This is a genomic window from Streptomyces sp. NPDC060198, assembly GCF_042728415.1.
Taxonomy (GTDB): domain Bacteria; phylum Actinomycetota; class Actinomycetes; order Streptomycetales; family Streptomycetaceae; genus Streptomyces.
This window is the reverse complement of the sequence record NZ_JBHWZJ010000168.1, coordinates 1-15,234: the sequence shown is the minus strand read 5'-3', so window position 1 is coordinate 15,234 and position 15,234 is coordinate 1. Positions and strand designations below refer to the sequence as shown.

The 15,234-nt window shown below is 71.3% G+C and carries 9 protein-coding genes; 7 read left to right on the top strand and 2 right to left on the bottom strand.

Translation table 11 applies throughout. The features are described 5' to 3' along the window. Positions 1–38: 38 nt before the first annotated feature. On the bottom strand, positions 39–1,262 hold the full coding sequence (locus ACFWEP_RS20535; RefSeq protein WP_387371720.1) for a trypsin-like serine peptidase: 1,224 nt from the start codon (positions 1,260–1,262) through the stop codon (positions 39–41). Between the two features lie 403 nt (positions 1,263–1,665). Here ACFWEP_RS20535 and ACFWEP_RS20530 point away from each other — a divergent pair, with 403 nt between their 5' ends. From ACFWEP_RS20530 to ACFWEP_RS20510, 5 genes are all read left to right on the top strand, one after another. Continuing rightward, positions 1,666–3,045 (top strand): diaminobutyrate--2-oxoglutarate transaminase family protein, encoded by a 1,380-nt coding sequence (locus tag ACFWEP_RS20530; RefSeq protein WP_387371719.1) that lies wholly within the window; start codon positions 1,666–1,668, stop codon positions 3,043–3,045. Positions 3,046–3,073: 28 nt separating this feature from the next. Continuing rightward, positions 3,074–4,945 carry an IucA/IucC family protein gene (locus ACFWEP_RS20525; protein ID WP_387371718.1) on the top strand — a complete coding sequence of 624 codons (1,872 nt, stop codon included), beginning with the start codon at positions 3,074–3,076 and terminating at the stop codon, positions 4,943–4,945. Between the two features lie 381 nt (positions 4,946–5,326). Further along, positions 5,327–6,070 carry a GNAT family N-acetyltransferase gene (locus tag ACFWEP_RS20520; protein WP_387371717.1) on the top strand — a complete coding sequence of 248 codons (744 nt, stop codon included), beginning with the start codon at positions 5,327–5,329 and terminating at the stop codon, positions 6,068–6,070. 60 nt (positions 6,071–6,130) lie between these two features. Beyond that, positions 6,131–8,014 (top strand): IucA/IucC family protein, encoded by a 1,884-nt coding sequence (locus tag ACFWEP_RS20515; protein WP_387371716.1) that lies wholly within the window; start codon positions 6,131–6,133, stop codon positions 8,012–8,014. Positions 8,015–8,052: 38 nt separating this feature from the next. Continuing rightward, on the top strand, positions 8,053–10,023 hold the full coding sequence (locus ACFWEP_RS20510; RefSeq protein ID WP_387371715.1) for an ATP-dependent DNA helicase: 1,971 nt from the start codon (positions 8,053–8,055) through the stop codon (positions 10,021–10,023). A 218-nt stretch (positions 10,024–10,241) separates the two neighbouring features. Here ACFWEP_RS20510 and lexA read toward each other — a convergent pair whose 3' ends face one another. Continuing rightward, complete coding sequence (gene lexA / locus ACFWEP_RS20505; protein WP_328718996.1) at positions 10,242–11,039, bottom strand: transcriptional repressor LexA; 798 nt, start codon at positions 11,037–11,039, stop codon at positions 10,242–10,244. Between the two features lie 558 nt (positions 11,040–11,597). Between lexA and nrdR the strand changes: the two genes are divergently transcribed. Together nrdR and ACFWEP_RS20495 are read left to right on the top strand one after the other, a co-directional pair. Next, a complete protein-coding gene (gene nrdR / locus ACFWEP_RS20500) occupies positions 11,598–12,104 on the top strand; it encodes a transcriptional regulator NrdR (RefSeq protein ID WP_328718995.1) in 507 nt (168 codons plus the stop codon). Between the two features lie 160 nt (positions 12,105–12,264). After that, on the top strand, positions 12,265–15,162 hold the full coding sequence (locus ACFWEP_RS20495; RefSeq protein ID WP_387371714.1) for a vitamin B12-dependent ribonucleotide reductase: 2,898 nt from the start codon (positions 12,265–12,267) through the stop codon (positions 15,160–15,162). Positions 15,163–15,234 lie beyond the last annotated feature (72 nt).

Below are 15,234 nucleotides of genomic sequence, written 5' to 3'. Positions count from 1 at the left end.
GCTCCCCACGGGGAGCGGCCGGGCCCGTGGCATGAGCGTCACCGCCCCGCGTACTTCCGGCTCACCCCTTCGTAGACCGCCTCGGCCTCCTTGCCCAGACGCGGTCCCGCGAGCCAGCCCGCCGTGACCGGGCCGATCGAGGTGTTGGAGAACAGGGCGGGCTTGCCGTCGGCGCCCTCACCGACCCAGCCGCCGCCCGAGGCGCCCCCGGTCATCGAGCAGCCGATGCGGTACATCGTGGGCTCGTCCTGGAGGACCGAGAGCCTGCCGGGGGTGTCGTCGCACTGGAACGCCTTCTGCCCGTCGTACGGGGGAGCGGCCGGGTAGCCGGTCGCCGTCAGCGAGGAGATGCCGGACACCGCGGGCGCGTCGAAGTCGACGGGCAGCGCGTAACCCACCGTCTCCTCCAGCGACTTGGCCGACGCGCCGGTCTCCGGCGTCACGTGCAGCACCGCGAAGTCGTACGGGGCGCCCTGGCCACCGGTCGACGCGCCCTCGGCGATCCACTGGTCCGAGGTGGAGGCCCAGTCGCTCCACCACACGCCGTAGGGAGCGATCTCCTCCTTGGTGGCGCTCTCCAGCTTCGCCGTCTCCATACCACTGTCGTTGTACCCGGGGACGAAGGCGATGTTGCGGTACCAGCCGCCCTCCTTGCCCGCGTGCACGCAGTGCCCGGCCGTCCACACCAGGTTCGACTTGCCCGGGTGCGCCGGGTCCTTCACCACGGTGGCGGAGCAGACCATCGACCCCTCGGGCCCGTCGAACAGCAGCTTGCCGCTCTCCGGAACGCTGTCGTGGTACGGGGTGTGCACCTCGGCGGCCTCCCGGACGGCGGGGGTCGGGTCGGTCACTCCCTCGTCGCCGGAGATGTCGTCGGCGACGGGCTGCTCCGGAGAGGTGTCGGCGTCCCGCATCCGCTCCGGGTTCCAGAGGTTCTCGATGATCGGGTTGACGTAGTCCTTGGCCTCACGGAGCCACTGGTCCTTGTCCCAGTTCTTCCACTCGCCGTTCCGCCACTTGTCGAGGTCGATCCCGTGTTCCTTGAGCCGGTTCTTCAGCTCGTCCGGTATGACGATCTTCCCGTCCGAGGAGGCCGCGGCCGAGGCTGTGGGTTCCTTGGCCGCGCCGTCCTCCTCGGGCCCGCAGGCGGTGGCCGTGAGGGCGAGGACCGTCGCGAGGGCGGCTGCCGCCAGCACGGACGAGGAGCCGCGGCGCCCGCCTCTCCCGTTCCGGGCCGCATCGATCGGGTGAATGGGTCGCATCTGGTGATCCCCCTGGGACTTCGTCGTTCGTCGCTGCGTACGGCACCCCGGTCGCCCCGGTGCGCCCTGCCTGTCCGCCTCCGCGGTGCCGTGCCGTGCGGTGCGGGCCGGAGCGGGAATGCCCCTTGCCCCGCGCCCGGTCGGGCAACGGCCCTATGCTGAGCGGCCTCTACTATGCCGTTGCCGTCGAAGACCGTGCCGGGCAGGTCCGTGGTTCCGCTCCGTCAAGTACCGCCGCCGCAAGGAACTTCCGATGTACCCGTGATCCCCGGCCCGTTGGCTCGTTGGTCCGTACGGGGGACACACGCCCGGAGCTCACCCGCGCACTCCGCGCCGGGAGAACGTACTCCGGGACGACGTGACTACGTGCAACACGACCGTGAACGCAGGAGGATCAACAGCCGTGGCCGTGACCGAATCAGCACCGGCGGCCCCGCCCGCGGCGCACGAGGGCATTCTCCGCCGCCAGTCGTCGCGGGAGTCGGCGGCGCGCACCTACGCGCGCTCCCTGCCGATCGTGCCCGTGCGGGCACGCGGGCTGACCATCGAGGGAGCCGACGGCCGCAGATACCTCGACTGTCTCTCCGGCGCGGGCACCCTGGCCCTCGGCCACAACCATCCCGTGGTGCTGGAGGCCATCCGCAAGGTCATCGACTCCGGTGCGCCGCTGCACGTGCTGGACCTCGCCACCCCCGTGAAGGACGCCTTCACCACCGAGCTCTTCGCCACGCTCCCCGGCGAACTCGCCCGCGACGCCCGCATCCAGTTCTGCGGACCCGCCGGGACGGACGCCGTCGAGGCCGCCTTCAAGCTGGTCCGCGCGGCTACCGGCCGGACCGGACTGCTCGCCTTCACCGGCGCCTACCACGGCATGACCTCCGGGGCGCTCGACGCGTCCGGCGGTGCCACGGACGTCCGCGTGACACGCCTGCCCTTCCCGCAGGACTACCGCTGCCCCTTCGGGATCGGTGGGGACCGGGGAGCCGAGATCGCCGCCCACTGGACCCGGCACCTGCTGGACGACCCCAAGGGCGGGGTGCCCGCCCCGGCCGGCATGATCCTCGAACCCGTGCAGGGCGAAGGCGGGGTCAACCCCGCGCCCGACGCCTGGCTGCGCCGGATGCGCGAGATCACCGCCGACCGCTCCATCCCCCTCATCGCCGACGAGGTGCAGACCGGCGTCGGCAGGACCGGCCGCTTCTGGGCCGTCGAGCACAGCGGGGTGGTGCCGGACGTGATGGTGCTGTCCAAGGCCATCGGCGGCTCGCTGCCGCTCGCCGTGATCGTCTACCGCTCCTCGCTCGACCTGTGGCGGCCCGGCGCCCACGCCGGCACCTTCCGCGGCAACCAGCTCGCCATGGCGGCCGGCGCGGCCACCCTCGCGTACGTCCGCGAGAACGGCCTCGCCGAACGCGCCGCCACGCTCGGGGAGCGCATGCTCGGACAGCTCCGCGAACTGGCCGGTCGCCACCCCTGCGTCGGGAACGTCCGGGGGCGCGGCCTGATGATCGGCGTCGAACTCGTCGACCCCGAGGCCCCTCCCGAACACGACGGCGGCCCGCCGCCGGCCGACCCGGCCCTCGCCGTCGCCGTGCAGCAGGAATGCCTGCGCCGCGGGCTCATCGTCGAACTCGGCGGGCGGCACGACGCCGTCGTCCGGCTGCTGCCGCCCCTCACCCTCACCGACGAACAGGCGACGGCGGTCCTCGACCGCCTCGCCGACGCGCTGCAAGCCGCAGAAGGCTCGCCGCACCGGCGGGCCGCCGCCGGGTCGCTCCGCTGACCCCGCAACCCCTCACAAGGAAGACGCCGTGAACCCCACCCCCGCGCCCGAGGCCGACACCACCCTCACTAGCCAGCTCCGAGGACAGGACGCGCCGCTCGGACCGCGTACGGCCGAGACGACGACCGTTCCCCGCCAGAAGGCCGGCCACCACGAGGACGAGACCGCTCCGGCCCCGCACGCGGACCCGCTGGACGATCCGGACCCGTACCGCGCGGCCGACGTCGCGGGCGCCGAGAGCCTGCTGCGCTGCTGGGCGCGGGAGACGGACCTGCCCCGCCCGGAGCGGGACACCCTGCGCATCCCCCTCCCCGCCAGTGGAACCGCCCTCCTCGTGCCGGTGCTGTACTGGTCACCGACCGGCCACCACCGCTTCGGCCCTGCCGCCCTCGAAGGCGCCCCCGCGGGAGCCCCGACCACCGACGCGGTCACCGTCGCCGCCCTGCTCTGCCGCGAGGGCGACCGGCACGCCGCCGCCGAACTCGTGGGGCGCGTCGCCGACTCCGTACGCCACATCACCGGGTTCCTCACCCAGCGGCGCCGCTCGCCCGAGGAGCCCCCGGGCAGCGACCCCTTCCTCGCCGCCGAGCAGTCCCTGCTGCACGGACACCCGCTCCACCCCACGCCCAAGAGCCGTGAAGGGCTCTCGGAGTCGGAGGCACGGCTCTACTCGCCCGAACTCCACGGCAGCTTCCCGCTCCACTGGATGGCCGTCGACCGGTGCGTCCTCGCCACCGATTCCGCCTGGACCCGTGACGGCCGCCCGGTCGGCGCCGAGGAGCTGCTGGCCCCGCACACCGAAGGGCTGCGCCTGCCCGAGGGCACGGTCGCCCTGCCGGTCCACCCCTGGCAGGCCGAAGAGCTGCTGCGGCGTGCCGAGGTCACCGAGCTCCTGGACGCCGGACTCCTCCACGACCTCGGCCCCGCGGGCGGACGCTGGCACCCCACGTCCTCGGTCCGGACCGTGTACCGGCCGGGCGCGGGCGTCATGCTCAAGCTCTCGCTGGGCGTACGCATCACCAACTCCCGCCGGGAGAACCTCCGCAAGGAACTCCACCGGGGCGCGGAGGTGCACCGGCTCCTGAGCGGCGGCCTGTCCGCCGAGTGGCGCCGGGCCCACCCCGGGTTCGACGTCGTCCGCGACCCGGCCTGGCTCGCCGTCGACACCAAGGACGGCACCCCGGTCCAGGGGCTCGACGTGGTCCTGCGGAACAACCCCTTCGGCCCGCACGACGACGCCCTCTGCGTCGCCGGCTTCACCGCGGTGCGCCCTCGTCGCGGGCGTGCGGCCATGCGCTCACGGCTGGCCGAGACCGTCTCCCGCCTCGCCGAGCGGACCGGACGGACCGTCGGCGCCGTCTCGGCGGAGTGGTTCCTGCGCTACCTCGACCGCGTCGTACGCCCCGTCATCTGGCTCGACGCCAACGCCGGGGTGGCTCTGGAGGCGCACCAGCAGAACACCCTCGTCCTGCTCGACGCGGACGGCTGGCCCGCGGGCGGCCGGTACCGCGACAACCAGGGGTACTACTTCCGCGAGTCCCACCGGGGCGCGCTCGACCGGCGGCTGCCCGGCATCGGCGCCGAGAGCGACACCTTCGTCTCCGACGCCGTCACCGACGAACGGTTCGCCTATTACCTCGGCATCAACAACGTCTTCGGCCTGATCGGGGCCTTCGGCTCCCAGCACCTCGCCGACGAACACCTCCTGCTCGACGCGTTCCGCCGCTTCCTGCGGTCCGCCGCCGCGATGGGATCGCCCCTGCCTGCGTACCTCCTGGAGACCGGCCGGTTGCGCTGCAAGGCCAACCTGCTGACCCGGCTGAACGGCATGGACGAACTCGTCGGACCCGTCGACACCCAGTCCGTGTACGTGACCATCACCAACCCGCTGAATTCCTGATAGCCCCGGCACGGACGGCTTTCCGTCCGGACCGTGCCGGACCCGCGCGGGACCGGGCGCCGCTCCCCGCTGCGTGGCGGGCGGCCGGCGACGCTCCGGCTCGGCCGCCCGCCCCCGCGCCCCGAGGCAGGGCACCTGCCCTCGCCCGGGTCGCGGCCCGATCCGGGCGGGACCCCGGGCCGGGCCCCCGCCCGCCCTCGGCCGTGGGGTCCCGGGCCCTCGCACACGCCGGAGACCGGACCGCCGGTACCCAGGAGAGCCGGGCACCGGGACTGCCGGTACCCAGGAGAGGAGAACGTCGTTGTGCCACCCGTCGACACGCCCGGGAACCCGGCGGCCGGACCGGTTTCACGGAAGGCCGCAGGAGGACAAGATCCCAGGATGACGAGAGCGGAAGACCCCGGGCCGAGGGGCGGGGCCCCCCGGGCGCACCGCCCGGCGACCGCCGTCGAGGACACCCTGGACCTGCGTCTGAGCCAAGAACTCCTGGCCCTCTTTGCCTCCGACACCCCGTCCTTACCCCACCGGGCACCTGTCGACGGTCCCGGGGCCTCCACGCTGCTGGACGCGCCCGGCACCTGGCGCCCCGCCACCACGGCCGCCGGAATCTTCCAGCTGGTGCCGGTACGGCTCGAACGCGACCTCGCCGTCGTCACCCGCTGGATGAACGATCCGGCCGTCGCCGCCTTCTGGGAGCTCGCGGGGCCCGAGGAGGTCACGGCCCGCCACCTCGCCGCGCAGCTCGAAGGCGACGGGCGGAGCGTCCCGTGCCTCGGCGTTCTCGACGGCAAGGCGATGAGCTACTGGGAGATCTACCGGGCCGACCTCGATCCGGTCGCCCGCCACTACCCCGCGCGCCCCCACGACACCGGGGTGCACCTGCTGATCGGCGGGGTCACCGACCGGGGCCGGAGGCTCGGCACCACCCTGCTGCGCGCGGTGGCCGATCTCGTGCTCGACCACCGCCCCGCCTGCGCCCGCGTCGTCGCGGAACCCGACCTGCGCAACACCCCCTCCGTCTCGGCCTTTCTGAGCGCGGGATTCCGCTTCTCCGCCGAACTCGAACTGCCCGAGAAGAAGGCCGCCCTGATGATCCGCGACCGAGCCCACCGAGACCAGCTGTGAAGACCACGCCGAAGCACGCACACCGCTCGAACCCCATCGGTTCCGTCCCGAGGAGTCCCCGTGCAGAAATATCCCGTGAGCCCTGAACCCGCGGCGCGCCAGCAACTCCCGGACCGCCCGGAACTGAACAGAGCCGTCTGGGACCGGGTCACGGCCCAACTGCTCGCGAAGATGCTCGGCGAGTTCGCGTACGAGGAGATCATCCGGCCGCTCCGGCAGCAGCCGCCCGTCACCACGGACGGCGCCGGCGAACCGTACGCGCTGCTCCTCGACGACGGGGCCACGCTCGCCTTCCGGGCGCGCAGAGGGGTGTACGGCAGCTGGCGCGTCGACCCCGCCTCGGTCCGCGAGACCACCGCGCGGAGGAACAGCGACGTCGAGGGCCCGCCGCAGGGGCGGCCGTTCCGCGATCCGCTGCTCTTCCTCACCCGCGCCCGACGGCTCCTCGGCCTGGACGGCGCCACCCTCGGCCACCTCGTGCGCGAACTCACCCGCACCCTGGCCTCCGACGCGCACCTCGCCCACACCGCCCTCGGCGCGGCCGACCTCGCCGACCTCGGCTACGCCGAGCTGGAGGGCCACCAGACCGGCCACCCCTGGCTCGTCGCCAACAAAGGCCGCCTCGGCTTCTCCGCCGCCGACGCGGCCCGCTTCACCCCGGAGGCGCGCGCGGCCACCACTCTGCCGTGGATCGCCGTCAGCACCCGGATCGCCGGTTACCGCGGCGTACCCGGGCTTGCCACCCCCGACCAGCTGTACGCCCGGGAACTCGACCCCGCCGTGCGGGAGGCCTTCGCGGCCCGGCTCGCCGACCGCGGGCTCGACGCGCGGGAGTACGTCTACCTCCCCGTCCACCCCTGGCAGTGGGACGAGTGGATCGTGCCGCTGTACGCGCCCGCCATCGCCGGGAACGACATCGTCCCGTTGCAGGCCGACGACGACCTCAGGCTGCCGCAGCAGTCCATCCGGACCTTCGCCAACGTGGGACGCCCCGACCGCTTCACGGTGAAGCTCCCCCTCTCGATCCTCAACACCCTCGTCTGGCGCGGACTGCCGACCGAGCGCACCCTCGCCGCGCCCGCCGTCACCGGCTGGGTGCAGGGGCTGTGCGCCACCGACCCGTTCCTGCGCGACACCTGCGCGGTGATCCTGCTCGGCGAGGTCGCCTCCGTGACGGTGGAACACCCGCTCTACGACCGGCTGCCCGAGGTGCCCTACCAGTTCAAGGAGATCCTCGGCGCGATCTGGCGCGAGCCGCTGCCGCCCAGGCTGGCGGCGGGCGAACGGGCGCGGACCCTGGCCTCCCTCCTGCACACCGACCCCGACGGCCGCGCCTTCACCGCCGAACTCGTCGAACGTTCCGGGCTGGCCCCCCGCGACTGGCTGGTCCGGCTCTTCGCCGCCCTGCTCCCACCGCTGCTGCACTTCCTCTACCGGTACGGGACCGTCTTCTCGCCGCACGGCGAGAACGCCATCGTGGTCTTCGACGAACGGGACGTACCCGTGCGGCTCGCGATCAAGGACTTCGTCGACGACGTCAACATCAGTGCCCAGCGGCTGCCCGAGCACGACTCCATGCCCGCGGACGTGCGCGCCGTGCTGCTGACCGAGGCACCCTCCTTCCTCACCCAGTTCATCCACTCCGGGCTCTTCGTCGGCGTCTTCCGCTATCTGTCGCCGCTCTGCGAGGAACAACTGGGCGTTCCGGAGGGTGAATTCTGGTCACTCGTCAGGGCCGAGATCCTGCGCCACCACGCCCGGTTCCCGGAGCTGAAGGACCGGTTCGAGATGTTCGACATGCTGACGCCCCAGATCGAGCGGCTCTGCCTCAACCGGAACCGGCTGCTCGTGGACGGTTACCGGGACCGCCCGGACCGCCCGCACGCGGCCGTCCACGGCGTCGTCCCGAACCCGCTGCACTTCGCCGGATCCGCTCCGGAGTGAGCGCCCCTGTCACTGCCGCGCCGTAGGCTGGAGCGGCTATGACGAAGCCATCCCTCACCGAGCTCCTCCACGCCGCCGTCTCCGCCGTCGGCGGCACGGAACGGCCCGGCCAGACGGCGATGGCCGAGGCCGTCGCCGGGGCCGTGGACGACAATGCCCACCTCCTCGTCCAGGCCGGCACCGGCACCGGCAAGTCCCTCGGCTATCTCGTCCCCGCGCTGGCGCACGGGGAGCGGGTCGTGGTCGCCACGGCCACCCTCGCCCTCCAGCGCCAGCTCGTGGAGCGGGACCTGCCGCGGACCGTGGAGGCGCTGCACCCGCTGCTGCGCCGCCGCCCCCAGTACGCGATGCTCAAGGGCCGCTCCAACTACCTCTGCCTGCACCGACTCCACGAGGGCGTCCCGCAGGACGAGGAGGAGGGGCTCTTCGACCAGTTCGAGGCGGCGGCGCCGTCCAGCAAGCTCGGCCAGGACCTGCTGCGGCTGCGGGACTGGTCGGACGAGACCGAGTCCGGCGACCGGGACGACCTGACCCCCGGCGTCTCGGACCGCGCCTGGGCCCAGGTCTCCGTCTCCTCCCGGGAGTGCCTGGGCGCGTCGAAGTGCGCGTACGGTGCCGAGTGCTTCGCCGAGGCCGCCCGGGAGCGGGCCAAACTGGCCGACGTCGTGATCACCAACCACGCCCTTCTCGCCATCGACGCCATCGAGGGCGCACCGGTGCTCCCGCAGCACGAGGTGCTGATCGTCGACGAGGCGCACGAGCTGGTCTCACGCGTCACCGGTGTGGCGACCGGCGAACTCACCCCCGGCCAGGTCAACCGCGCGGTGCGCCGCGCCGCCAAGCTGGTCAACGAGAAGGCGGCCGACGCGCTCCAGACCGCTTCGGAGGGGTTCGAGCGGGTCATGGAGCTGGCCCTGCCCGGTCGGCTCGAAGAGGTCCCCGAGGACCTCGGCCACGCCTTGATGGCACTGCGCGACGCCGCCCGCACGGTGATCTCCGCACTCGGCTCCACCCGGGACAAGTCCGTCCAGGACGAGGACGCCGTGCGCAAGCAGGCGATGGCCTCCGTCGAGTCGGTCCACGCGGTGGCCGAGCGGATCACCCAGGGCTCCGAGTGGGACGTCGTCTGGTACGAACGCCACGACCGGTTCGGCGCTTCGGTACGGGTGGCCCCGCTCTCCGTCTCCGGGCTGCTGCGCGAGAAGCTCTTCGCCGAGCGCTCGGTGGTGCTCACCTCGGCCACGCTGAAGCTCGGCGGGGACTTCAACGGCGTCGGCGCCTCCCTGGGGCTCGCCCCCGAGGGCACCGCGGGGGAGGACGTCCCGCAGTGGAAGGGGCTCGACGTCGGTTCGCCGTTCGACTACCCGAAGCAGGGCATCCTCTACGTCGCCCGCCACCTGGCCACCCCCGGCCGGGAGGGCGCGCGCACCGACATGCTGGACGAGCTGGCGGAGCTGATGGAGGCCGCAGGCGGGCGCACGCTCGGTCTGTTCTCCTCGATGCGGGCGGCGCAGGCGGCGGCGGAGGCCCTGCGTGAGCGGCTGGAGAAGCCGATCCTGCTCCAGGGGGAGGAGACCCTCGGCGAGCTGATCAAGAACTTCGCGGCCGACCCGGACACCTGCCTCTTCGGCACCCTGTCGCTCTGGCAGGGCGTCGACGTACCGGGCGCGAGCTGCCAGCTCGTGGTCATGGACCGCATTCCCTTCCCCCGGCCCGACGACCCGTTGATGAGCGCCCGCTCGAAGGCCGTCGAGCAGGCGGGCGGGAACGGCTTCATGGCGGTCGCCGCCACCCATGCCGCACTGCTGATGGCCCAGGGCGCGGGCCGGCTCGTCCGGGCCACCGGCGACAAGGGCGTGGTGGCCGTCCTGGACCCCCGTCTCGCCAACGCCCGGTACGGCAGCTACCTGCGGGCCTCGCTGCCCGACTTCTGGTACACCACCGACCGCAACCAGGTCCGGCGTTCCCTGTCGGCGATCGACGCGGCGGCGCGGGCCGAGGGCCGCTGAGAGCTCCGTCGCGGGCCCGCGAGCAGCACGGAGCCCCGGTGGCCGCTTCCCTGCGCTGAGGGGCGGCTACCGGGGCTCCATGGACCAGGGCTGATCTTCCAGGGTGGGGCTACCCAGGACGGATCCACCAGGACGGATCCACCAGGACGGATCGACCGGGACGGATCCACCGGTCGCGTCGACCGCTTCCAGAGGTCGGACGCGCCCGCTTCCGAGGGTCAGACGCGCCGCAGTACGGCCACGACCTTGCCGAGAATGGTCGCCTCGTCACCGGGGATCGGCTGGTACGCGGAGTTGTGCGGGAGCAGCCACACATGGCCGTCCTCGCGGCGGAACCGCTTGACCGTGGCCTCACCCTCCAGCATGGCCGCGACGATGTCACCGTTCTCGGCGACGGGCTGGCGGCGTACAGTGACCCAGTCGCCGTCGCAGATGGCGGCTTCGATCATGGAGTCGCCGACCACCTTGAGTACGAACAGTTCGCCGTCACCGACCAGTTGGCGCGGGAGCGGGAAGACGTCCTCCACCGATTCCTCTGCGAGGATCGGACCACCGGCCGCGATCCGGCCGACCAGGGGGACGTAGGAGGCGGCGGGCTTGCCCGTCGTGTCCGTCTGCTGCGAAATGGGCTGGTCCGAGCCCCGGACTTCGTACGCACGCGGACGGTGCGGGTCCCTGCGCAGGAAACCCTTGCGCTCCAGGGCCATGAGCTGGTGGGCCACCGACGAGGTGCTGGACAGGCCGACGGCCTGCCCGATCTCCCGCATCGACGGTGGGTACCCCCGGCGCTGCACCGAGTCGCGGATGACCTCGATGACCCGCCGCTGCCGGTCGGTGAGGCCCGAGCTGTCGGCCCGGATGCCAGGTGGGCGCCCGGGCAAGGAGCGCGCGGCCCTGGGGGGCTCCGGCCCGTCCGGGTTCGTGACAGAGTCATTCATTGCATGCACCGGCTCAGGTCGGCTCGGAGAGCGGTGGTCCCGGGCAGTGATCGTGGCACTGTCGGCGCTGGTGGTCACATCGGCCCCTCTCGAAATGTTCTCCCTGGCTGGACAACGGTAGTAGCTTTCGAAAGGTTGCGCCAAACACACGTTCGAGTGAAAAACGAATAAAGGCCTGCATGGCCTTTGTGGCCGGGTGTATGCGCTCGGGTGCGGGCGGCTCGTCAATTCGGTTGATAACGGTACCGCCGCTCTTTTCGCGCGGTGGTACCGGGCCCCCTTCCGGCCCTTCCCTTGGCGCGCCCGGGAATGACGCGCGAGAGTCGCTCGCGGAGTCACGGCGCCCCCCGGGCGGGCCGCCGTGGGGGCACCACCCGGCGTCCCGGGGCGCGGTCGTTTCCCGTACCCTCGTGCCTTGGTCGTGCGCGGCCCGGGCGTCCCGGGCCGGTCCGACACGCCTGGGACCGAAACCGAGCAAAACCCTAGATCTAGTGGTTGCATTGCCCGGGTCACCCAGAGGTTGTGGTCCCCGGTCCGGTGAGTGTCGGGAATCCCCTATGCTGGTGACTGCTTCGAAGGGCCCCGGCGGGGTCCTGTGAGGCTCATTACTCGTGCCGTGAAGGAGGCTTGGGAACCATGCACTGCCCCTTCTGCAGGCACCCCGACAGTAGGGTCGTCGACAGTCGCACGACCGACGACGGCACCTCGATCCGGCGCCGCCGGCAGTGCCCCGACTGTTCCCGCCGGTTCACCACGGTGGAGACCTGCTCGCTCATGGTCGTCAAGCGCAGCGGGGTGACCGAGCCCTTCAGTCGCACCAAGGTCATCTCGGGCGTCCGCAAGGCGTGCCAGGGGCGGCCGGTCACCGAGGACGCCCTCGCCAAGCTCGGCCAGCGGGTCGAGGAGGCGGTGCGGGCCACCGGAAGCGCCGAGCTGACGACCCACGACGTGGGGCTCGCCATACTCGGCCCTCTGAGGGAACTCGACCTCGTCGCGTACCTGCGTTTCGCGTCCGTGTACCGGGCGTTCGACTCGCTCGAAGACTTCGAAGCCGCCATCGCGGAACTGCGCGAACGGCGGCTTCCCGCCGGAGAGGGCGGGGAGACCGTCGAGGTCCCCGCTCCCTCCGTTCCCGCCCACTGAGTGGTACACGCCGTCCGGCTGAGGTCTGCCGGACGGCGACAGGGTGGTCCACAGACCTGCTTCCGGCGTCGAGGGCGGCGTTCGAAGCACCAGACACAGCACTGTGCCCCGGGAAGAACTGGGCACTTCAGGGCGTTTTTGCCCACATATGGGAGGCGGCATGACAGAGACGGCGAGCGGCCCGGCACGGAGTTCCCGCACCAAGGGGATCAAGCCGAGCAAGGGTCTGCGTATCGAGCGCATCCACACCACTCCTGGCGTGCATCCGTACGACGAGGTGGCGTGGGAGTCCCGTGACGTCGTCATGACCAACTGGCGCGACGGCTCGATCAACTTCGAGCAGCGTGGCGTCGAGTTCCCCGACTTCTGGTCGGTGAACGCGGTCAACATCGTCACCAGCAAGTACTTCCGCGGAGCTGTCGGCACGCCGCAGCGCGAGACCGGTCTGCGTCAGCTGATCGACCGGATCGTGACGACCTACCGCAAGGCCGGCGAGGAGCACCAGTACTTCGCCTCCCCCGCGGACGCCGAGATCTTCGAGCACGAACTGGCTTACGCCCTCCTGCACCAGATCTTCAGCTTCAACTCGCCGGTCTGGTTCAACGTCGGCACCCCCCAGCCGCAGCAGGTCTCCGCCTGCTTCATCCTGTCCGTCGACGACTCCATGGAGTCGATCCTCGACTGGTACAAGGAAGAGGGCATGATCTTCAAGGGCGGTTCCGGCGCAGGTCTGAACCTGTCCCGCATCCGTTCCTCCAAGGAACTCCTCTCCTCCGGCGGCAACGCCTCCGGGCCGGTCTCCTTCATGCGCGGTGCCGACGCCTCCGCCGGAACCATCAAGTCCGGTGGCGCCACCCGCCGCGCGGCCAAGATGGTCATCCTCGACGTCGACCACCCCGACATCGAGAACTTCATCGAGACCAAGGTGAAGGAAGAGGAGAAGATCCGCGCTCTTCGCGACGCGGGCTTCGACATGGACCTGGGCGGCGACGACATCACGTCCGTCCAGTACCAGAACGCCAACAACTCCGTCCGCGTGAACGACGAGTTCATGAAGGCGGTGGAGTCCGGCGGCACGTTCGGTCTGCGCGCCCGCATGACCGGCGAGGTCATCGAAGAGGTCGAGGCGAAGTCCCTCTTCCGCAAGATGGCCGAGGCGGCCTGGGCCTGCGCCGACCCGGGCATCCAGTACGACGACACCATCAACGCCTGGCACACCTGCCCGGAGTCCGGCCGCATCAACGGCTCGAACCCGTGCAGCGAGTACATGCACCTGGACAACACCTCGTGCAACCTCGCCTCGCTGAACCTCATGAAGTTCCTCAAGGACGACGGCGAGGGGCACCAGTCCTTCGAGTCCGAGCGCTTCGCCAAGGTCGTCGAGCTGGTCATCACCGCGATGGACATCTCGATCTGCTTCGCGGACTTCCCGACGGAGAAGATCGGCGAGAACACCCGCGCCTTCCGCCAGCTCGGCATCGGTTACGCCAACCTCGGCGCCCTGCTGATGGCGACCGGCCACGCCTACGACAGCGACGGCGGCCGCGCGCTCGCCGGTGCCATCAGCTCGCTGATGACGGGTACCTCCTACCGTCGTTCCGCCGAACTCGCCGCGGTCGTCGGCCCGTACGACGGCTACGCCCGTAACGCCGAGCCGCACCAGCGCGTCATGCAGCAGCACGCCGACGCCAACACCAAGGCCGTCCACGTGGACGACCTGGACTCGCCGATCTGGGCCGCCGCCACGGAGGCCTGGCAGGACGTGATCCGCCTCGGTGCGAAGAACGGATTCCGCAACGCCCAGGCGTCCGTCATCGCCCCGACCGGCACCATCGGCCTGGCGATGTCCTGCGACACCACCGGCCTGGAGCCCGACCTCGCCCTGGTCAAGTTCAAGAAGCTGGTCGGCGGCGGCTCGATGCAGATCGTCAACGGCACCGTGCCGCAGGCGCTGCGCCGCCTCGGCTACCAGCCGGAGCAGATCGAGGCGATCGTCGCCCACATCGCGGAGAACGGGAACGTCATCGACGCCCCGGCTCTGAAGACCGAGCACTACGAGGTCTTCGACTGCGCCATGGGTGAGCGTTCCATCTCGGCCATGGGCCACGTCCGGATGATGGCGGCCATCCAGCCGTGGATCTCCGGCGCGCTCTCCAAGACCGTGAACCTGCCGGAGACGGCCACGGTCGAGGACGTCGAAGAGGTCTACTTCGAGGCGTGGAAGATGGGCGTCAAGGCGCTCGCCATCTACCGCGACAACTGCAAGGTCGGCCAGCCCCTCTCCGCCAAGACCAAGGAGAAGGAGAAGGAGGCGGTCACCGCCAAGGCCGAGGAGACCATCCGCACCGCGGTCGAGAAGGTCGTCGAGTACCGCCCGGTCCGCAAGCGTCTGCCCAAGGGCCGTCCGGGGATCACCACCTCCTTCACGGTCGGTGGCGCCGAGGGTTACATGACCGCCAACTCCTACCCGGACGACGGTCTCGGCGAGGTCTTCCTCAAGATGTCGAAGCAGGGCTCCACCCTCGCCGGCATGATGGACGCCTTCTCGATCGCCGTCTCGGTCGGTCTGCAGTACGGCGTCCCGCTGGAGACGTACGTCTCGAAGTTCACCAACATGCGCTTCGAGCCGGCCGGCATGACGGACGACCCGGACGTGCGGATGGCGCAGTCGATCGTCGACTACATCTTCCGTCGTCTGGCGCTCGACTTCCTGCCCTTCGAGACCCGCTCGGCCCTCGGCATCCACTCCGCCGAGGAGCGTCAGCGTCACCTGGACACCGGCTCCTACGAGCCGACCGAGGAGGACGACGACCTCGGCAACGAGCTGTCGGTCCCGTCCGCACCGCTGCACGTGGAGCCGCTGAAGGCCGTCGCCGCCCCGGCGGAGGCCGCCGAGAAGCCGGCGCCGCGGACCGCGCACACCTCGGCCGAACTGGTCGAGATGCAGCTCGGCATCAGCGCCGACGCCCCGCTCTGCTTCTCCTGCGGGACGAAGATGCAGCGCGCCGGGTCCTGCTACATCTGCGAGGGCTGCGGCTCGACCAGCGGTTGCAGCTGAGACCGGCGGAAGCACGCCGGAACGCCATCCGGCATGATCCGCGCACGTAGCTGATCAGCAGCACACGAAGGG